The 20,346-nt window shown below is 72.8% G+C and carries 15 protein-coding genes; 5 read left to right on the plus strand and 10 right to left on the minus strand.

All coding sequences use genetic code 11. The annotated features are described in order from the left end of the window. Window positions 1-17: 17 nt before the first annotated feature. The 4 genes from ACIBX3_RS06065 to ACIBX3_RS06080 form a co-directional block, all read right to left on the minus strand. Window positions 18-1,397: a sensor histidine kinase gene (locus ACIBX3_RS06065; protein ID WP_397113632.1), complete on the minus strand. Its 1,380-nt coding sequence runs from the start codon at window positions 1,395-1,397 to the stop codon at window positions 18-20. Beyond that, window positions 1,394-2,095 (minus strand): response regulator transcription factor, encoded by a 702-nt coding sequence (locus tag ACIBX3_RS06070; RefSeq protein WP_397113634.1) that lies wholly within the window; start codon window positions 2,093-2,095, stop codon window positions 1,394-1,396. The genes ACIBX3_RS06065 and ACIBX3_RS06070 overlap by 4 nt, the downstream gene beginning before the upstream one ends. A 111-nt stretch (window positions 2,096-2,206) precedes the next feature. Beyond that, window positions 2,207-3,727, minus strand: a complete 1,521-nt coding sequence (locus ACIBX3_RS06075) for a phytoene desaturase family protein (protein ID WP_397113636.1) — start codon at window positions 3,725-3,727, stop codon at window positions 2,207-2,209. Window positions 3,728-3,767: 40 nt separating this feature from the next. Further along, window positions 3,768-4,658 (minus strand): LysR substrate-binding domain-containing protein, encoded by an 891-nt coding sequence (locus ACIBX3_RS06080; protein WP_397113638.1) that lies wholly within the window; start codon window positions 4,656-4,658, stop codon window positions 3,768-3,770. A 70-nt stretch (window positions 4,659-4,728) separates the two neighbouring features. Here ACIBX3_RS06080 and ACIBX3_RS06085 point away from each other — a divergent pair, with 70 nt between their 5' ends. The 4 genes from ACIBX3_RS06085 to ACIBX3_RS06100 all read left to right on the plus strand — a co-directional run bounded on the left by ACIBX3_RS06085 (window position 4,729) and on the right by ACIBX3_RS06100 (window position 10,431). Beyond that, entirely contained in the window at window positions 4,729-5,895 is a 1,167-nt protein-coding gene (locus ACIBX3_RS06085) for a YeiH family protein (protein ID WP_397113640.1), read from the plus strand. A 107-nt stretch (window positions 5,896-6,002) separates the two neighbouring features. Further along, the gene (locus ACIBX3_RS06090; protein ID WP_397113642.1) at window positions 6,003-6,929 is read left to right on the plus strand and encodes a pseudouridine-5'-phosphate glycosidase; all 927 of its coding nucleotides are present in this window, start codon (window positions 6,003-6,005) and stop codon (window positions 6,927-6,929) included. Further along, window positions 6,926-7,855 carry a carbohydrate kinase family protein gene (locus ACIBX3_RS06095; protein WP_397113644.1) on the plus strand — a complete coding sequence of 310 codons (930 nt, stop codon included), beginning with the start codon at window positions 6,926-6,928 and terminating at the stop codon, window positions 7,853-7,855. Before ACIBX3_RS06090 ends, ACIBX3_RS06095 begins: the two co-directional genes overlap by 4 nt. Before the next feature lie 83 nt (window positions 7,856-7,938). Continuing rightward, on the plus strand, window positions 7,939-10,431 hold the full coding sequence (locus ACIBX3_RS06100; RefSeq protein WP_397113646.1) for a hypothetical protein: 2,493 nt from the start codon (window positions 7,939-7,941) through the stop codon (window positions 10,429-10,431). 128 nt (window positions 10,432-10,559) lie between these two features. On the opposite strand, the gene ACIBX3_RS06105 is transcribed toward ACIBX3_RS06100, so the two are convergent. The 6 genes from ACIBX3_RS06105 to ACIBX3_RS06130 all read right to left on the minus strand — a co-directional run bounded on the left by ACIBX3_RS06105 (window position 10,560) and on the right by ACIBX3_RS06130 (window position 19,679). After that, the gene (locus ACIBX3_RS06105; RefSeq protein ID WP_397113648.1) at window positions 10,560-13,541 is read right to left on the minus strand and encodes an AAA family ATPase; all 2,982 of its coding nucleotides are present in this window, start codon (window positions 13,539-13,541) and stop codon (window positions 10,560-10,562) included. A gap of 49 nt (window positions 13,542-13,590) precedes the next feature. Beyond that, on the minus strand, window positions 13,591-14,025 hold the full coding sequence (locus ACIBX3_RS06110) for a GNAT family N-acetyltransferase (RefSeq protein ID WP_397113650.1): 435 nt from the start codon (window positions 14,023-14,025) through the stop codon (window positions 13,591-13,593). 105 nt (window positions 14,026-14,130) lie between these two features. Further along, complete coding sequence (locus tag ACIBX3_RS06115) at window positions 14,131-15,267, minus strand: acyl-CoA dehydrogenase family protein (RefSeq protein ID WP_397113652.1); 1,137 nt, start codon at window positions 15,265-15,267, stop codon at window positions 14,131-14,133. A gap of 1 nt (window position 15,268) precedes the next feature. After that, complete coding sequence (locus ACIBX3_RS06120; RefSeq protein ID WP_397113654.1) at window positions 15,269-16,174, minus strand: hydroxymethylglutaryl-CoA lyase; 906 nt, start codon at window positions 16,172-16,174, stop codon at window positions 15,269-15,271. Continuing rightward, window positions 16,174-18,105, minus strand: coding sequence for an acetyl/propionyl/methylcrotonyl-CoA carboxylase subunit alpha (locus ACIBX3_RS06125; RefSeq protein WP_397113656.1), 1,932 nt, complete (start codon window positions 18,103-18,105; stop codon window positions 16,174-16,176). The genes ACIBX3_RS06120 and ACIBX3_RS06125 overlap by 1 nt, the downstream gene beginning before the upstream one ends. A gap of 2 nt (window positions 18,106-18,107) precedes the next feature. After that, complete coding sequence (locus tag ACIBX3_RS06130; protein ID WP_397113658.1) at window positions 18,108-19,679, minus strand: carboxyl transferase domain-containing protein; 1,572 nt, start codon at window positions 19,677-19,679, stop codon at window positions 18,108-18,110. 61 nt (window positions 19,680-19,740) lie between these two features. On the opposite strand from ACIBX3_RS06130, the gene ACIBX3_RS06135 reads away from it, so the two are divergent. Further along, entirely contained in the window at window positions 19,741-20,340 is a 600-nt protein-coding gene (locus tag ACIBX3_RS06135) for a TetR/AcrR family transcriptional regulator (RefSeq protein WP_397113660.1), read from the plus strand. Window positions 20,341-20,346 lie beyond the last annotated feature (6 nt).

Raw genomic sequence — 20,346 nt, forward strand, 5'->3', positions numbered from 1 at the left:
GCTCAAGGGTTCGGTCTTTAATACGACTTATCCAAATCTGAGTGCCGAATGAGACTTCCGGGGAGATCCATCGTCGCGATCGCCCCGCCGTCGTGCGCGTTCGCCAGGCTCACCTTCCCGCCGGCCTCCGCCACGGCCTGGGCCACGATCGCCAGACCGAGCCCGGATCCGGGCAGGCCACGCGCGGACGGCGAGCGCCAGAACCGGTCGAAGACGTGCGGCAGCTCATCCTCGGGCAGCCCGGGGCCATGGTCGCGGACGGTCAGCCGGCCATCGTACAGCGACACCTCGACCTGGCTGTCGGGGCTGAACTTGGCGGCGTTGTCGATGAGGTTGAGCACGGCGCGTTCCAGTGAGATGGCGCTGCCGACGACGTACCACGGGGTGAGGTCGGTGACGACCTCGGCGCCGCGCAGCCGGGCGCGCTCCACCGCCGCCGTGACCACCTCGTGGAAGGCCAGCTCGACGTGCGGCTCGTGCTCGGTGTCGCCCCTGGCCAGCTGCAGCAGGTCGGCGACCAGCGTGGTCAGCTCGGCGAACTGCGCCTTCACGTTGACCAGCAGGCGCCGCTTGGCCTCGGGGTCGAGGCTGCGACCGGTCTGCTCGCTGCGCAGCAGCAGGTCGATGTTGGTCCGCAGGGTGGTGAGCGGCGTACGCAGCTCGTGCCCGGCGTCGGCGACGAGCTGTTTCTGGCGTTCACGGGAGCTGACCAGTGCGGTGGTCATGGCGTTGAAGGAGGAGGACAGGCGGGCGATCTCGTCGTTGCCCTTGACGGGTATTCGTGTGTCGAGGTCCTCGGTCTCCGCGATGTGCTCGACGGCCTTGGTGAGCCGCCCCACCGGTCGCAGCGCCGCGCGGGCGATGAGCAGGCCGGCGGTGGCCGCGACCAGGATCCCGAGCAAGGCCACGCCGCCGAGCATCAACGCCACCATCTGAAGGGTGCTCCGAATTCCACGGAGCGGCACAGCGTCCATGATGGCCACGCCGGGCTCGACGTACTCGGTACGGATCCGCATCTCCGTGCCGTCCTCGGTGAGGCCGTTGTGATAGTGATCATTGTCTTTCCACTTACCGGCGGCCACCTGCCGGTCCTCCTCGGTGACCACCAGCGCGGGCCCGAGATAGCAGGAAGGCCTGCCGTCGGCGTAGATGATCTGGGTCGAGCGGATCGGCCCGAAGTGCACCTCCGTCTTCGGGACGGGATCGCACTTCTCCTGAAGGTAATGCTGCGGCCCACGCGGGTCCTTGCCCGGCTCGGGGCCGAGCTGCCGGTCCGCCTGCTGGTAGACCTGATGCCGGACGATCATGAAACACGCCCCTGCGCTGACCGCGACCGCCAGCGCCACGGCGACGGTGACGAGCAGCGTGAGGCGGGTGCGCAGACTGCTCCACTTCACGGCGTGGCCCGTAGCACGTAACCGACCCCGCGCACCGTGTGGATCACGCGCGCCTCGCCCCCGGCCTCGGTCTTGCGCCGCAGGTACATCACGTACACGTCGAGCGAGTTGGACGTCGGCTCGAAGTCGAAGCCCCACACCTCGCTCAGGATCTGGTCACGGGTCAGCACCTGGCGCGGGTGCGCCAGGAACAGCTCCATCAGCAGGTATTCGGTCCTGGTCAGGTCGAGCCTGCGGTCGCCGCGCGTGACCTCCCTGCTCGTCAGGTCCATGCGCAGGTCGCCGTACGTCAGCGTGTCCTCGCCCTCCGCGGCGCCCGCGTTGAGCGCGCCGCGCCGCAGCAGGGCGCGCACCCGCGCCAGCAGCTCGTCCAGCTCGAACGGTTTGACGAGGTAGTCGTCGGCCCCGGCGTCGAGCCCGGACACGCGGTCGCCGACCGCGTCGCGGGCCGTGAGCATGAGGACGGGGATGTGGTTGCCCGACGCCCGCAGCCTGCGGCAGGCGGTCAGCCCGTCGAGCCGGGGCATCATGACGTCCAGCAGCACGGCGTCGTAGGACTCATGCGCCAGCTCGTCCAGCGCCGCCTGACCATCGTTGGCTGTGACGATCTTGTAGCCTTCGAACTCCAGGCTCGACTGCAACGCCTCGCGCAACGCGGGCTCATCGTCCACTACCAGCAACCGTGCGGGCTCACTCATGGGTCAAACGCTAGGGGCAAATCATGAAAACGCTATGAAGGCAGTTGTCCAGGATTTATGAAGACCTTACGGAGCTGGACGTGTGCGCGAAGCCGACGCAATCATACAAGGTCAGGTCAGAAGGGCCATCGCGGCGTTGTGCCCGCCGATCCCGCTGACGCCGCCGCCCCTGCGCGCGCCCGCGCCGCACACGAGGATGCGCTCGTGCTCGGTCTCCACGCCCCACCCGCCCCATCGATCGCCGGCGCCGTCCTCGGCGTACGGCCAGCTCAGGTCGGTGTGGAAGATGTGGCCGCCGGGCAGGCCGGCGTCCCTCTCCAGGTCCACCGGCGTCTTGACCTCCACGCACGGGGTGCCGTCTGGAGCCCGGAGGAGGCAGTCCTCGATGGGCTCGGCCAGGACGGCGTTGAGGGAGGCGAAGGTGGCGCGGAGGGCGTCCTCACGGGCCTCATCCGGATCTTTCCGGAAGAGCCGGGCGGGCATGTGGAGGCCGAACAGCGTCATCGTCTCGGCCCTGCCCCTCAGGTCCTGCCCGAGGATGGACGGGTCGGTCAGCGAATGGCAGTAGACCTCGGCCGGCGGCAGTTCCGGGATCTCCCCCGCGGCCGCCTGCGCGTACGCAGCGGCGAGCTGGTCGCGTCCCTCGTTGATGTGGAACGTCCCACTGAAGGCGGCCCGCGGGTCCACGGACCCGTCCTTCAGGCGCGGCAGCCGGCTGAGCACCATGTTGACCTTGAGCTGTGCCCCTTCGGGAACGGTCCCCGGCCTGCCGAGCAGCCGGTCGAGCACGGCCGGGGGCAGGTTGACCAGCACGTGGCCGCCGTTCACCGCGTGCTCGCCCGCCGCGTCCGCGAACGCGACCTCCCCGGACGGCGAGATCCCGATGATCTCCGCTCCGGTCCTGATCTCCGCGCCCGCCCGGCGGGCGGCCGCCTCGAGCGCCCCGGACACCGCGCCCATGCCGCCCACGGGCACGTTCCACTCGCCGGTGCCGTCGCCGATCACGTGGTAGAGGAGACACCGGTTGGCGAGCAGGTCGGTGGCGGGGTCGGCGAACGTGCCGATCAGCGCGTCGGTGAGCACCACGCCGCGTACGGTGTCGTCGCCGAACCGCTCGTCCACGGTCTCGCCGATCGGCCGCTGGAACAGGTCGCGCCAGGCCTCCGCGCCGACCAGGCGCTCGATCTCGGCGGGGCCGCGGAGGGGTTCGAGCAGGGTGGGGGCCAGGGCCCGCGCCACCCGCGCGGTCATGCCGTAGAAGTCCTGCCACGCCTTGTGATCGGCCGCGCCGCCGGTGACGGCGCCGAACGAGGCCTTGGTACGCGCCGCGTCCTCGTTGTCGATCAGCAGCCCGGTGTCGCCCTTGGGGGTGTACGAGGCATAGCGGCGGCGGCGCAACTCCAGGTCGAGCCCCAGATCGCGGACGATCCGCGCAGGCAGGAGGCTGACGAGGTAGGAGTAACGCGACAGCCGTACGTCCACGCCGGGGAAGGCCCGCGCCGAGATCGCCAGGCCGCCCACGTGGTCGAACCGTTCCAGCACCAGCACGCGGCGACCGGCCCCGGCGAGATAGGCGGCGGCGACCAGCCCGTTGTGCCCGCCTCCGGCGACGACCACGTCATACGACCTCATCCCCGCACTTTACGGCTCAAACCACGCCGTCCGTCAATGGTCACGGCGGGCAGGCGATGGCGAGCAGGGTGGTGGCCGGTCCGGTGAGAGCGCGCCCGCGCCGCCACACCGCGCACAGGTCCCTGACCAGATCGACCCCGGCAAGGGGCACCTCGACCAGCCGCCCGGTGGCCACCTCCGCCTCCACCGCGTACGCACTGAGCACCGCGGGCGCCGCCCCCGCCTGCGCCGCGCCCTTGACCGCCGAGTTCGACCCCAGCTCCAGCCGCGGGGAGGCCCGATGCAGGCCCTTGAACGCCACCTCCAGCGTCTCCCGGGTGCCCGACCCCGGCTCACGCACGACGAGCGGCGTGGCGGCCAGCTCCGCGCCCCTCAGCGCGGTACGCCGGCGCGCCCACGGATGGTCCGGCGCCACCACGACCACCAGCCGGTCGGTCCCCACCACGCGGCTGGTGAGCCCTTCGGGCACGCTGGGCCCCTCCACGAACCCCAGCTCCACCTCCTCGGCCAGCACCCGGGCCGCGACGTCGGCGGAGTTGACCACGTCCAGCCCGACCTGGACCCCGGGCTCGCGGTGCTGCAGCTCGCCGAGCCACCGCGGCACCAGGTACTCGGCCACGGTCATGCTCGCCGCCACCCGCAGGTGGGCCGCCTCGGCGTGGCGTACCGCCTGGACGGCCCGCATGAGCTCCTCGGCGGCCGCCAGCACCTGGGCCGCCCAGCCCGCCACCACCTTGCCCTCGGCGGTGAGCGTGGAGCCCCGGGGCGTGCGCTCGATCAGCGGGAGGCCGAGGCGGCGTTCGAGCTGGGCGATGCGCTTGCTCGCCGACGGCTGCGCGATCCCGGCCACCCGCGCCGCCTGTCCCAGGCTGCCGAGTTCACCCACGTCGACCAGGAGCCGCAGCGAATCGAGGTCCGGAAGCCCGCTCATAGCCACAGGCTATGAGCTCCAAGGCAACGCGTGTCTACCGGACGCTCCCCGCCGCCGAAACACTGAGATCATGCCCACCGGCCACCGCCCACTCACCGTGACGGCACACGCCACCACACGGTCCCCCACGCCCGGCGCCCTCCCGCCGTCCGCACCGGGGTCCGGCGGTGAGGCCTCCCCGCGTGCCGCACGCGGCTCCGGCGCATCCGAGCGCCGGGCGCCCGGCGGCTCGGCACGCGACAGTGCAGCCCACGACGGGGCAGCGCGCGGCTCCGTGGTGCCCGGGGTGGCGGCGGCCGCAGGGGCGATGGTGTTCGCGCTGGTCGTCAGCCGGTTCCTGCCGATGCTCAGCCCCGCCGTGATCGCGGTGGCCTGCGGCGCGGCGCTGGCCAACCTGGCGGGGATCCCCGGACGGCTCGCGCCCGGGCTGGCGTTCGTGGCCCGGCGGGTGCTGCGGGTGGCGATCGCCCTGCTCGGCCTGCAGATCGCGGTGCCCGACGTGATCGCCCTGGGCTGGCAGACCCTGGCGGTCGTCACAGTCGCGACCGGTGTCACGTTCGTGGTGACGCCGCGGATCGGCCGCGCGCTCGGCCTCACCCCGGGCACGTCGCTGCTGGTCGCCACGGGAGTGTCCATCTGCGGCGCGGCGGCCGTCGCCGCGATGCGGGACAGCGCCCGCACATGCGATGACGACGACGCGGCCGGCGCGCTCAGCGTCGTCGTCCTGTACGGCACCGCCGCCATCGTGCTGATGCCCGTGCTGGCATCCGTCATGGGCTTGTCCCCCGCGCAGCTCACCGTGTGGGCCGGGGCCGCCGTGCACGAGGTGGCCCAGGTGGCCGCGATCGGCGCCGCCTCGGGTGTGCTGGCCGGCGCCGTGACGGTCAAGCTGGCCCGCGTCGTCCTCCTCGCGCCCATGGTCGCCCTGGTGTCCCACCGCCGGCGCCGCCTCCCGGCACACGGAAGCCCGCATCGCACGAGGCCGCCGGTCATGCCGCTGTTCGTGGCCGCGTTCCTGGCGATGGTGGCGCTGCGAAGCACGGGATGGGTTCCGGCGGCCGTCACGGACGCGGTGCCGGACGTGACCGGGGCTCTGACGGCGGCCGCCCTGTTCGGCCTGGGGACCGGGATCGACGTGCGGAAACTGGTCAAAGGAGGCAGGGTCGTGCTGCTCGGAGGCATCGCCACGGGCCTCATCGCCGCCGTCTCGCTGGCCGGCGCGGCGCTCCTCGTGTGATCATCGGGTGGACGGCCGTCGCGGCTCCGGCAATGGAACAAATGTCGTAAAATTCCCCGTTCCCCATGAACGGGGCCAAGGATCATGCAAGGAGCACGAAACCCACCATGCGCAGCACCGCCGACTCCGTACTCCAGCCGTCCGACGAGGTAGCCGAGGCCCTGGCCGGCGGCGCGCCGGTCGTGGCGCTGGAGTCCACGATCATCTCCCACGGGCTGCCGCAGCCGCGCAACCTGGAGGTGGCGCGGGAGCTGGAGGGGGTCGTACGGGCCGCGGGAGCAGTGCCGGCCACGATCGCCGTGCTGGACGGCGTGCCCAGGATCGGGCTGAACGAGGTGGAGCTGGAGCGCATCGCGACCGAGTCCGGGCTGCGCAAGCTGGGGCAGCGGGACCTGCCCGTGGCGGCGGCGCTGAAGGCGAGCGGCGCGACCACCGTGTCAGCCACGTCGTTCCTGGCCGCCCGGGCCGGGATCCGCGTCTTCGCCACCGGCGGGCTCGGCGGCGTGCACCGCGGCTGGACCGAGGACCAGGACGAGTCCGCCGACCTGGACACGCTCGCCCGTACCCGCATCACGGTCGTGTGCGCGGGCGTGAAGTCGATCCTGGACGTGCCGGCGACGCTGCAGCGCCTGGAGACCAGGGGCGTCAGCGTCGTCGGCTACCGCACCGATACCTTCCCCGGCTTCTACCTGCACTCTTCCGGCCAGCCGATCGAGTGGCGGATCGAGTCGGCGGAGGAGGCCGCGGACATCATGCGCGGCCAGGACGCGCTCGGCGGCCAGGAGACCGCGCTGATCGTCGCCAACCCGGTCCCGGAGGACCGGCAGCTCGACCCCGAGCTGCACGACCGCGTGCTGGCCGAGGCGCTGGCCGCCGCCGAGCGCGACGGGGTCAAGGGGCAGGCGATCACCCCGTTCCTGCTGGGCTATCTGGTGAACGGCACCGGCGGCGCCTCCTTGGAGGCGAACCTGGCCGCCGTGCGCGGCAACACCGCGCTCGCCGCCCAGATCGCCCTGCGCTGGGCCCGCTCGTGACCGACCGCGGCCTCCTGGTCGTCGGTGACGCGGTCACCGATGTGGTGGCGTTGCACGGTTCGCCGGTCATGTCGGGCACCGACACCGCCGCCGACATCGTGCTCCGCCCCGGCGGCTCCGGCGCGAACACCGCCGCCTGGGCCGCCCACCTGGGCGCCGACGCCCGCCTGCTGACCAGGCTCGGGTACGACAGCAGCGACTGGCACACCGCCGAGCTGGTCAAGACCGGGGTACGCCCGCACGTGACGGTGGACCAGGACCACCCCACCGCGGTCGTGATCGCGATGGTGGACAAGAACGGCGAACGTTCGATGCTCACCAACCGCGGCGCGGGCAGCCTGATCTCCGAGAGCGACTGGGACCCGGCCCTGCTGGACGGCGTCGGGCGGTTGCATCTGTCCGGCTACGTCCTGTTCGCCGAGCCGGGTCTGCGGCTGGCCGGGATCGCGATGGCGGACGCGGCCGCCGCGGGCGTCGCGATCAGCGTCGATCCGGCCTCCACGGGACCGCTGCGCGACTTCGGCGTTGAACGTTTCATCCGCGAGACCGCCCCGGCCGGCCTCGTCATCCCGAACCTCGACGAGGCCCTCCTGCTCACCGGCGCCACGACACCGGAGCGGGCCGCCGTACTGCTGAGTGAGAGCTACGGCACAGCGGTCGTCAAGCTGGGCGCCGAGGGCGCGCTGGCCGCCGTGGACGGTGAGATCGTCGCAACGGCCGCGGGATTGCCCGCAGACGTCGTAGACTCCACGGGAGCAGGAGACGCGTTCGCCGCCGGATTTCTCACAGCAACCTTGCAGGGCGCCAACGAAACGGCGGCTTTGGAGACAGGTTGCCGTGCGGGTGCCGCATGTGTGGCCCAGGTGGGCGGCCGTCCACGGTACGGTTTGGATCTGAACCGTCTTTACCCTATTCACACTGATTGATAGCTTGCCGCGTAGGCTGCACCATTAGCCACATGCGATACGAGCAGCACCACACGGCTCACTGGGGAGGATAAGGTCCGCCGATGGAAGTCGAGTCATCGATCTGCCTGAGCGACCTAGTCCCTGCTCTGCGCTGGAGCCGACCACACCAGGTGGCCGAGGCGCTGGGCAATCCGCGCCTGCCCGCGGGGTGGTGGTCCTCTCTCTCGCTGTCGAAGGCGCTCGGCACGGCCGGCCTCGACTGGATGTGCGAACGCCTCGCCCGGCTGGCCGCCTCCCGGTGGGACCATCTCCCGCTCGCCGATCTGCTTCCCGCGCTGACGGTCCACCACATCGACCCGGCGCTGCCCGGCTGGCCCGAGGCCACCCGCACGGCGATCACCGGGCTCGGCGGCTGGCAGCGGCTGCGCCGCCTGTCCCCCAGCGACCTGAGCACGCCGTCGGCCACGCCCGAAGTCGTGATCGGCTCGGTCTTCCGCGAGATCCTCGGCCGCATCCCGGCCCAGCGTGAGGCCCTGCCGGCGGACCACCCGGAGGCGACACGCCCGCTGCAACGCGGCACGGCCCCCGCCCCGTCACAGGAAGAAGTCCGGGGTACGGGGCCCTTCCCCGTCCAGCCGGAAAGCGCGCCGCCCCAGACCGGCTCCTTCGCCGCCCAGAGCAGCCCGCCGGCCGCCGCCCAGAACATCCCTTTGGCCGCCCCGCAGAACATCCCCTTGGCCGCCCCGCAGAACGGCCTGTCGCCCGCCCCGCAGAGCGGTCCACAGCCTGGCGCGCAGAGCGGTCCCCCTTCCGGCGGGCAGAGCGGCCCGCTGTCCGGCGGGCAGGGCGGCCCGTCGCCCGCCGCGCAGAACGACCCGCCGGCCGCCTCCCAGAGCGGCTCCCCCAGCGCGCCGCCGGAGGGCTCCGACCAGCAGCGGCAGCCCGGCCTGTTCGCCGTCCGGGGCGAGGGCGCACCGCAGCGTCAGACCGGCGGCCTCCCCGGCCAACCGCAGCGCCAGAGCGGCCCGTTCCCCGCTCAGGCCGCGGAATCCGGCCCCCAGCGCCCGACAGGGTCGTTCCCCGCGCAACCGTCGTCGGACAGCGGCCCCCAGCGTCCGGCCGGGTCGTTCCCGGCACAATCACCGGACGGTGCCGCTCAGCGCCAGTCCGGGTCGCTCCCCGGGCAACCGGAAAGCGGCCCCCAGCGGCAGACGGGCTCGTTCCCCGCGCAGGCGGGGAGCACCGGGACGCAACGCCAGACGGGGTCGTTCCCCGCGCAGCCCCAGAGCGGCGGGCCACGGCAGGGCCTCGCCGGCGACGGCCTCCCGCAGGGTCCGGCCTCCGGACAGTCCGAACGGCTCCCGCAGCGTCCCGGAGGCCCGCAGCCCGGGCGTCCGGACACCGGCTCGCTGCCCGGCGCCCCCTTCCCCGGCGGCGGCCCGAGCACTGGGTCCATCCCGGCCGTTCCCGGCGCGGACGCTTCCAAGAGCACCACGGGCACGCCCGCGTACCTGACGTCCAGCCCTGTGCCGTCCGACGCCGACCACGCCATGGTCCGGGTCGTGGACAGCCTGTTCCGCAGCCTGAACAAGCTGGAGCTGGCCGTGGCCGTGCACCGGCTGTTCGCGGAGGAGCCGGTCAGCCTGCGTACGCTCGCGCACAAGATGCTGGTCGAGAGGGACGCCCTGTCCCAGGCCCAGCGCACCGCCGAGGAACGTGTGCTGCACTGGCTGCGCTCGTCGGAGTCCGCCGCGGTCACGGGGCACATGTTCCGCCTGACCGAGTGGCTCGGCGCGGCGGCCACGGAGGACCAGCTCATCGGCGCCGACCCGGCCCACCCCGTGACGGTCCCCTCGCTGCGCACCCCGCTGTGGCGGGTCCTGGTGACGCTCATGCCCGACCGCCGGCTCCAGGACGGCTGGCTGGTGGTGGGCGAACTCCACCGTCTGCAGGACCGTACGAGGCAGCTCCTGGCCGCGAGCCCGCCCGACGCCGACGTCGTGGAGCTCATGGCCGAGCTGGGCATTCGCGCCCATTCGGCGAAGGCGTGGCTCGACGCGCTGCCCTCCGAGAGCGAGGCGGCGGCGGCCTCCGCTCCGGTGCCGGGCCAGGTCCTGCCCCGCCGCACGCCGGGCGCCAACGGCCACCACCACCGGGGCGGCCAGCCCATCCCGCCTGTGCCGGCGGGCTCGATCGACCCGTCCGCCGCCCTGGCCACACTGTCGGCGTTGTCGGGCGGCCGCTCCGGCATGCTGCCCGGCAGCCTGGCGGGCACCCCGTCCACGCCGCCCGCGCCCCTGCCGAGCCCATCCTCGGACCCGCGCCGCTGGCAGCGCATCGAGGTCACCCCCGAGCATCTGCGCGGTGGTCCGGTGCCGGTGCCGGAGGGGTACGCCGCCCAGCTCGGCATGCGCCCCGGCACCCTGCTGTCGGTCACCGGGCCCGGCGACAACGCCATCGTCCTGGTCTGGCAGGGCCACCAGCCGGTCTTCGACTCCCTCCAGCCGGTGCTCATGCGCCTGAACGCCCGCCCGGGCGACCAGGTGTACGTCACGGTGGACGGCTACCGCCTCGAGGCCCAGCTGACCGCCTGAGCCCGCAGCGGGTAACACACCCATGTCCGTTTGCCCACCTACCGCCACGACGGCGGGGGCGCGCGTGGTCGATCGGACCGGGCACGATGGTGCCGTTCTCGTCGCCGGTCCGGTAATCCGTGAGCGTGTCACGGGGCGTCGTCGAACAGCCGCAGCCGGTGGGCCGTGGCGGCGGCTTCGCCCCGGGTGGCGACGCCGAGCTTGGCCAGGATGTTCGACACGTGCACGCTCACCGTCTTCACCGAGATGACCAGCGCCCCGGCGATCTCCCGGTTGCTCCGCCCGTTCGCCACCTCCCGCAGGACCTCCAGCTCCCGGGCCGTCAACCCCAGCGGCGGCCCTTCCCCCGCCTCCTGCGACCCTCCGATCCGGGCCCGCCGCCCGAAGGCGTCGAGCTGCTCCAGCAGCGGTGTGGCGCCGAGCTGCCCGGCGAGTTCACGCGCCCGCCCCAGCTGCGCCGCCGCCTCTTGCCGGTCACCGGCCGCCAGCGCCGCCTGCGCGCCGCCCACCAGGCTCCTGGCCTCCGCGTACGGCTGCCGCAGCCCCACCCACGCTTCCAGCGCCAGGCCCCACGCCTTGACCTGCCACGCGACCAGTGCGGCGGCGTCCTCGATCCCCTCATCCGGCCCCATCAGCGCACTGAACGTGAGCCGTTGCGCCTGCTGCAGATCCCCCTCGACCCCGAGCTCCTGCCCCAGCGCCCGAAGCCGTGGCAGCAGCGACGCGCCGAGCAGGGCGAGCGCGCCGGGAGTCTGGCCGGCCGGCGAGGCGGCGGGTCCCAGCCGCAGCCCGGCGGGCACGACGGCCGTCAGCAGCCGGGCGAAGGTCACCAGCACCGGCCAGGAATAGCGCGAACTGATCACCAGGTCGCGCTGCTCCTCCAGGGCGCGGGCGACCATCCGCACCGCCTCGTCCAGCTGCCCCCGCGCCTCCAGCAGCCGCACCTCCCGGCGCAGATGCGGCAGCACCGTCTGGTCGCGGTACGTGCCCCGCGACAGCACGGCACGCGACGATCCCAGCAGCTGCTCCGCCCGGTCGAGCTGCCCGCGCGCGAGCGCGATGTCGGTGGCGTATCCCTGCAGGCTGGCCCGGTAGGGCGCGGGCGGCGCGAGGTCGAGCGCCTGCTCGATCACCTGGAGCGCCTCGTCCCATCGCCCGAGCGACACCAGCGGCTCGGCCAGGTTGATCGCCAGGAACGTGCCAGACGTGCGGGCCAGGCCGTAGTGCCCGGCCTCCTCGACGCCGTCCCGGGCGACCTGGGCGGCCCGCTCGTGCCGGCCCGCGCCTTCGAGCGCGTCGGACTCGGAGATCGCACAGCGCATCAGCGCGTTGTACGCCTCACCGCCGGCGGCGATGCGGCGGGCCTCGGCGAACGCCTCGAGCTGGGCCTCGATCTCGGTGTAGCGGAAGCGCGCCCAGGTGAGGTTGATCAGCGCGTGGGCCTCGACGTTGGAGTCGCCCACCGCGCGGCCGATCTCCCTGGCCAGCTGAGCCGTGGCGATCTTCTCCGAGTGGTCCTCGGGCTGGTGGAGCATCCGCGACAGGGACTCCAGCACCTGCCCGCGCAGCTTGCTCGGCGGTTCTTCGGGCACCAGCTCGGCGGCGCGGCGCAGGTCGTCGACGTGGCCGGAGCGGCCCAGGTCGTAGCGGGTCAGGCCGCGCTGGCGCAGCACGACGGCGGTCCTGATCGGGTCGGCCTCCTGATCCAGCTCGGCCAGGGCGGCTCCGGCCAGGGCGACGCCGCGTTCGTACTCGCCGGCGAGGTGGGCGACCGTGGCGGTCTGCTTGAGCACGTCGAGGCGGTCGCCGCCGATGCGCTCGGCGGCGTCGGGCACCTGGTCCCACAGCTCCAGGACCCTGGACAACATGCGGAGCTGCTCGTCGTACGCGGTGGACTTGCGCGCCGCGGCGGCCGCGTGCCACGCGCTGACCAGCGCCCACGTGGAGTCGTGGGCCGAGTGCCAGTGATGGGCGAGCTCGATCGCGCCGCGCGGGGCGGGCAGGATCGACAGGTCGCGCTCCAGCGCCTCGGCGTAGCGGGTGTGCAGGCGGGTGTGCTCGCCGGGCAGCAGGTCGTCGTGGAGCGCCTCCCGGATGAGCGCGTGCCTGAAGCTGTAGCCCTCACCGTCGACGACCAGCACGTTTCCCGCCACGGCGGGCCGCAGCGCCCGGGAGAGCGCGCTCTCGTCGAGCCCGGCGACGGCGGAGAGCAGATCGTGCTCGATGCGCTGGCCACCCGCGCTGGCCACCCGCAGCAGCTCCTGCGTCTCGTCCGGCAGCCGCTCGACGCTGGCCAGCAGCAGGTCGCGCAGCGACTCCGGCAGCGCGTCACCACCGCCGCCCTCGCTGAGCAGCGCCTCGACGAACAGCGGGTTTCCCTCGCTGCGCGCGTAGATCAGATCCATGTCGACCGCGGACGGCTCCCGCTCCAGGATGCTCGCCGCCTGCGCGACGGCCTCCCTGCGGGTCAGCCTGCGCAGCTCGGCCCTGGCCACCCACTCCACCCGGCCCAGCTCGGCCAGCATCGGCCGCAGCGGGTGGGTGCGGTGCAACTCGTCCGTGCGGTACGTCACCACGCTCAGCAGGCGGCCCGCGGTGCGCTGGTAGCGGACCAGGAAGGACAGCAGATCGCGGGTGGACCGGTCGGCCCAGTGGGCGTCCTCGACCACCAGCACGACGGTGCGCTCCTCGGCCAGCCGCTCCAGCAGCCCGAGCACCAGCTCGAACAGCCGCGCCCTGGCCTCCGCGCCGTCCCCGTCCGGCTCGCCGAACTCGGGCAGCAGCCGCGCCAGCCCCCGCGTCGCGCCGCCGGGCACGAGCGCCGCCACCCCGTCGCGGCCCAGCTCCCGCACGAGCCCGCGCAGCACGGCGGTGAACGGCGCGAACGGCAGGCCCTCCGTGCCCAGCTCCAGGCACCCGCCGACGAGCACCCTGGCGTCGTCGGCCCGCTCGATGAACTCGCCGACCAGCCGCGTCTTGCCGACCCCGGCCTCGCCGCCGACGAGCACGGTGGACGACATCCCGGCGCGCGCCCTGACCAGCGCGTCCCCGAGCACGGCGAGCTCGCGGGCACGCCCGACGAACAAAGGGCTGACGGCGTGGATACTCACGTACGCAAGGATGCCATCCACCGGCGACAGAACCGCCCGCTGATCGCCGTCAGCGCAGGACCTTACGGAAGAACGTGGCCGAGGCCTCGTATCCGAGCGCATGGTAGAACTCGGGCGCCCGCCGCGTCGCCATGGCCACGTAGCCCGCCTCGCGCGAGCGGGCCCATGTCTCGAACTCCTCCAGCAGCGCCCGCCCGATCCCCTGCCGGCGCGACCCCGACTGGACCATGGCCTCCTCGACCCAGGCGACGGGCCCGTTCGCGAACAACGTCAAGTGGACGAACCCCAGCAGGTAACCGCGCACCCGCCCTTCTACGACGGCCGTGAGCAGCAAGGCGTCATTGTTCGCCAGCAGCTCGGGGAGGGCGGCGTCGAACGCCTGGCGCTCGGGCCGGAACGTCAGCCCGAAGTCGCGCGCCAGCGCGAACACCTCGTCCGCGTCCGCCTTCTCGGCCCTCCTGATGAGAAGATCGTCAGCCGTCATGAGCAATGACACTAGATCGTGCGACATGGCCAGCGCAAACACCGTTCACCGGCCCGTCTTCGCCGGTCCGGTGAACACGTTGCCGTGCCTGACGGTTCGCTCCGCTCACAAGTCACCCAGCCCGAGCTGGCGGGCGATGAGCATGCGCTGGACCTCGCTCGTGCCCTCGCCGATCTCCAGGATCTTGGCGTCGCGGTAGAAGCGGCCGACGGGGAACTCGTTCATGAAGCCGTAGCCGCCGAACACCTGCGTGGCCTCGCGCGAGTTGTCCATGGCCGCGTTGGAGGCGACCAGCTTGGCGATCGCCGCCTCCTTCTTGAACGGCAGCCCCGCCTGCATGCGTTCGGCCGCGTGGTAGTACGCCAGGCGGGCGGTGTGCGCCCGCGCCTCCATGTCGGCGATCTTGAACTGGATGGCCTGGTAGTGGCCGATCGGGTGGCCGAAGGCCTTCCTGTCCCTGACGTACTTGAGGCACTCGTCCACGCAGCCCTGGGCCAGTCCCACGCTGACGGCGGCGATCGCGATGCGGCCCTCGTCCAGGGTCTGGAGGAACTGCGCGTAGCCGCGGCCGCGCTCGCCGAGGAGGTTCCCGGCGGGCACGCGGCAGTCGGAGAAGGACAGCTCGCGGGTGTCCGAAGCGTTCCAGCCGACCTTGGAGTACTTCTTCGAGACCGTGAAACCGGGGGTGCCGCTGGGGACGAGGATCGTGGAGATCTCGCGTTCGCCGGTGAGCGCGGCCACGCCGACGACGGCGGTGATGTCGGTGCCGGAGTTCGTGATGAACGCCTTCGTACCGTTGATCACCCATTCGGCGCCGTCCAGCACGGCCGTGGTGCGCATCCCGCCGGGCACGTCCGTCCCGCCGCCGGGCTCGGTCAGGCCGAAGGCCCCCAGCTCGGCGCCCGACGTGAGGCGGGGCAGCCAGTGGGCGCGCTGCTCCTCCGTCCCGAACCGGTAGATCGGCATCGCGCCCAGCGACACCGCCGCCTCCAGGGTGATCGACACGCTGGAGTCGACGCGGGCCAGCTCCTCCAGGGCCACGCAGAGGGCGAAGTAGTCGCCGCCCATCCCGCCGTACTCCTCGGGGAACGGCAGGCCGAACAGGCCCATCACACCCATCTGCCGCACGATGTCGTACGGGAACTCCTCGCGCTCGTAGTAGTCCCCGATCACGGGCGCCACCACGTCGCGGGCGAACGCCTCCACCGTCTTGCGCAGCTCTTCGTACTCGTCCTTGAGCATGTCAACCTTTCGAGAGCGCCTGTACGACGCGGGACGGGCTGGGCCGGCCGAGCAGCCCGGCCAGCCAGGTGCTGGTGGCCACGAGCTTGCCCAGGTCGAGCCCGGTCTCGATGCCGAGCCCGCGCAGCATCCAGACCAGGTCCTCGGTGGCGAGGTTGCCGGTGGCCGACTCGGCGTACGGGCAGCCGCCGATGCCGCCCGTGGAGGCGTCCACCGTGGTCACCCCCGCCCGCAGCGCGGCAAGGGTGTTGCCCAGCGCCTGGCCGTAGGTGTCGTGGAAGTGCACGGCGAGCTGGTCGGACCGGCGGAACGCCTCGATCAGGGCGGTCACGTGGCCCGGCGTGCCCACGCCGATGGTGTCGCCGAGCGACAGCTCGTAGCAGCCGAGCCCGAGCAGCCGCTCGCCGACCGTGACGACCTGTGCGATCGGCGTCGGCCCCTCCCAGGGGTCGCCGAAGCACATCGACACGTACGCCCGCACCTTGATCCCATTGTCCAGCGCCCTGGCCACGACCGGCTCGAACATGTCGAACTGGCTCTCCAGGCTCCGGTTGAGGTTCTTGGCGGCGAACGTCTCGGTGGCGCTGGCGAAGATCGCGATCTCGTCCACGCCCAGGTCGAGCGCCCGGTCCAGGCCACGCAGGTTCGGCACGAGCACCGGATAGCGCACGCCCTGCCTGCGGTGCAGCCGGGTGAGCAGCTCGTCGGCGTCGGCGAGCTGCGGCACCCACTCCGGGTGCACGAAGCTGGTCGCCTCGATCACCTTGTGCCCGGCGTCCGCGAGCCGGTCGATGAACTCGGCCTTGACCTCGACGGGCACGACGGCGGACTCGTTCTGCAGCCCGTCCCGCGGCCCCACCTCGTAGATCGTGACCTGCTGCGGCAGGCCCTGCATGGGGTACGGCATCACGTTTCCTCCGGGGTGACCACGGCGAGGACGGCGTCCATGTCGACCGGCCGGCCGGGCTGGGCGGGCAGCTCGGAGACCACGCCGTCGCAGGGGGCGGTGACCGTGTGCTCCATCTTCATGGCCTCCACGATGACCAGTGGCTGTCCCTCGCTCACCCGGTCGCCGGCCTGCGCCTTGACGACGAGGACGGTGCCCGGCATGGGGCTCCTGACCACGCCGTCCCCGGCCGCCGCCGCGCCCGGGCGGTCGCCGGGGTCGCCGATGAGGTGGCGGGTGAACGCCCACGCCCGGCCGTCCTTGCCGAGCCAGAGCGTGCCGGCGTCGCGTGCGTGGAGGTAGTGCTCGGTACGCCCGCCGATCGTGACGGTCAGCCCGGCGTCGCGGGCCTGGATGCGCGCGGCCGCCGGTTCGCCCCTGACCAGCACCTCGGCGGATTCCGCGGGCAGGCCGCGGACCCGGACCTCGTGCACGCCGTCCCTGGACTCCAGCCGCCACGTCGTCCACGCATGCTCGCCGAGCCGCCACCCGTCGGTGACCTCCCACGGGTCCCCGCCCTGCGGGAGGGCGTGGAAGACCAGCCCCGCGGCGGCGAGCACCTCGTCGGGGACCTCCGCATCGGGGACCAGGTCGGGGAGCACGCGCTCGACCAGGCCGGTGTCCAGCTCGCCGGCCAGGACGGCCGGGTGGGCGGCGAGCGCGCGCAGGAACGGGACGTTGGTGACCACGCCCAGGACGGCCGTGCCGGACAGAGCCCGGTCCAGCGCGCGGAACGCCGCCTCCCTGTCCGGCGCCCACGCGACGACCTTGGCCAGCATCGGGTCGTACTCGCTGCCCACGACCCCGCCCTCGGCCAGCCCCGAGTCCACCCGGACTGCGGGCTCGCGGAGGAGGAGCACGCGGCCGCCCGTCGGGAGGAAGCCGCGGGCCGGGTCCTCCGCGTACACGCGGGCCTCGACGGCGTGCCCGTCGAGCCGCACGTCCTCCTGCGCGAACGGCAGCCGCTCCCCCGCCGCCACCCGCAGCTGCAGCTCCACCAGGTCCAGCCCGGTCACCAGCTCCGTGACGGGGTGCTCGACCTGCAGGCGGGTGTTCATCTCCATGAAGTGGTAAGCGCCGGTGGCGCCGTCCACGATGAACTCGACCGTGCCCGCGCCCACGTAGCCCACCGCCCGGGCGGCCTCCACCGCCGCCGCTCCCATGCGGGCGCGCGTCTCGGGGGTCACGAAGGGCGAGGGCGCCTCCTCGACGATCTTCTGGTGCCTGCGCTGCAGGCTGCACTCGCGCTCGCCCAGGTGGACGACGGCGCCGTGGGTGTCGGCCAGGATCTGGATCTCGATGTGGCGGGGGCGCTCGACGTACCGCTCGATGAGCAGGGTGCCGTCGCCGAACGCCGCCCGGGCCGTACGCCGCGCCGACTCCAGCGCCTCGGGCAGCTCGGCGGCCGACCGCACCAGCACCATGCCCTTGCCTCCGCCGCCGGCGGACGGCTTGATCAGCGCGGGGAAGTCGCGCCACCCCGCCAGCGCGTCGTCCGGCTCGGCCCCGCCCGGCACCACCGGCACCCCGGCGGCCGACACGGTGGCCTTGGCGCGGATCTTGTCGCCCATCGCCTCGATGGCCCCGGCCGGCGGGCCGACGAAGACGAGCCCGGCCGCCGCACACCGCCGCGCGAACGCGGCGTTCTCGGCGAGGAACCCGTATCCGGGATGGACGGCCCGTGCCCCGGAATCCCGAGCCGCCTCCACAATCGCCTCAATATCCAAATATGTCGGCACTTGGAGGGCAATGTCGGCTTCGCGCACATGCTTGGCGCCCGCGTCGGACGCCGTGTGCACGGCCACCGACGTGATCCCGAGCGTGCGGAGCGTGCGGGCGATCCGTACGGCGATCTCGCCTCTGTTGGCGATGAGTACGCGGTCGAAGAGCATGGTCACATCCGGAAGACGCCGTATCCGGCGGGCTCGAGCGGGGCGTTGGCCGCCGCGGACAGCGCCAGGCCCAGGACGGTGCGGGTGTCGACCGGGTCGATCACGCCGTCGTCCCACAGCCTGGCCGTGGAGTAGTACGGGTTCCCCTGGTGCTCGTACTGCGCCCTGATCGCGTCGGCGTCGGCGCTGCCGACGGTCGTGAGCACGTTGGCGGCCTGCTCGCCGCCCATCACGGAGATGCGGGCGTTCGGCCACATCCACAGGAACCTGGGTGAGTACGCCCGCCCGGCCATCGCGTAGTTCCCGGCCCCGAACGAGCCGCCGATCATGACCGTGAACTTGGGCACGCGCGCGCACGAGACGGCGGTGACCATCTTGGCGCCGTGCTTGGCGATGCCTCCCGCCTCGTAGGCCTTGCCGACCATGAAGCCGCTGATGTTCTGCAGGAACACCAGGGGGACGCGCCGCTGGTCGCACAGCTCGATGAAGTGGGCGCCCTTCATCGCCGACTCGCTGAACAGGATGCCGTTGTTGGCCACGATCCCCACCGGGTGCCCGTGCAGGTGGGCGAACCCGGTCACGAGCGTCGGCCCGTATTCGGCCTTGAACTCCAGGAAGCGCGAGCCGTCCACGATCCTGGCGATCAGCTCTCGCACGTCGTACGGCTGCCGGGTGTCGCCGGGGACGATCCCGTACAGGTCGCGCGGGTCGTGCCGGGGCGGCTCCGGCGCGATCGTCTCCCACGGCCGGGGCGGGCGCGGCGCGAGCGTGGAGACGATGTCGCGGACGATGGCCAGGGCGTGCGCGTCGTCCTCGGCCAGGTGGTCGGTGACGCCGCTGACCCGGGCGTGCAGGTCGCCGCCGCCGAGCTCCTCGGCGGTGACCTCCTCACCGGTGGCGGCCTTCACCAGCGGCGGGCCGCCCAGGAAGATCGTGCCCTGGCCGCGGACGATGACGGCCTCGTCGCTCATCGCGGGCACGTACGCGCCGCCCGCGGTGCAGGAGCCGAGCACGGCGGCGATCTGCGGGATGCCGCGGGCCGACATCGTGGCCTGGTTGTAGAAGATGCGGCCGAAGTGCTCGCGGTCGGGGAACACCTCGTCCTGTCTCGGCAGGAACGCTCCACCCGAGTCCACGAGGTAGACGCAGGGCAGCCGGTTGTGCAGCGCCACTTCCTGCGCGCGCAGGTGCTTCTTGACCGTGATCGGGTAGTACGTGCCGCCCTTGACGGTGGCGTCGTTGGCGACGATCACACACTCGCGGCCCGAGACCCGGCCGACCCCGGTGATGATGCCGGCGGCGGGCGCCTGGTCGTCGTAGAGGCCGTTCGCGGCCAGCGGCGACAGCTCCAGGAAGCGGGAGCCCGGGTCGAGCAGGCCGTCGACGCGGTCGCGCGGCAGGAGCTTGCCGCGCTCCACGTGCCGCTGCCGCGACCGCCCTGGGCCGCCGAGCGCGGCGACGGCGAGGTGTTCGAGCAGCTCGGCGGCGAGCCGCTCGTTGAGCTCGGCGTTGCGCTTGTACGCCTCGCTCCCCGGGTCGGCGGCCGACTTCAGCACCGGCCAGTCGCTGCTCATGAATGCCCTCTCATGGCACGAATGTTAGTCATCATTAACGTAAGCGTCTAGTATGTGAGACGTGACCACCGCCTCCACCACCCCTACCCGGAATCGGCGCAACAGGCGCGCGGAGATCCTGGAGGCGGCCGCCCGCCTGTTCGCGGCGCGCGGCTTCCACGGCGTCTCCATCGAGGACATCGGCGGCGCGGTCGGCGTCTCGGGGCCGGCGCTCTACCGGCACTTCAGCGGCAAGGACGCGCTGCTCGCCGAGATGCTGCTGGACATCAGCTCGCGGCTGCGCGAGTCGGCCGTCGCGGTCGCCACCACCTCCGCCGATCCCAGGCAGACCCTCGACGCGCTGCTCGACGCGCAGATCACCTTCGCCACCGAGCAGCCGGCGCTGATCACGGTGCACGACAGGGAGCTGGGCAACGTGCCGGAGCCCCAGCGGCGGCAGATCAGGCGCCTGCAGCGGCTCTACGTCGAGGAGTGGGTGACCGCGCTGGCCGAACTGCACCCCGCGTGCCCGGCCGCCCGACTGCGCGCCGCCACCCACGCCGTCTTCGGCCTGCTCAACTCGACCCCGCACAGCGCGGGCGAGCTGCCGGGACGGGACATGCGGCCGCTGCTGCACGCGATGGCCAGGGCCGCCATCGACGCCGCTGTTAACGCTCGCTAACCAACC

The organism is Nonomuraea sp. NPDC049480 (assembly GCF_044465905.1).
Lineage (GTDB): Bacteria > Actinomycetota > Actinomycetes > Streptosporangiales > Streptosporangiaceae > Nonomuraea.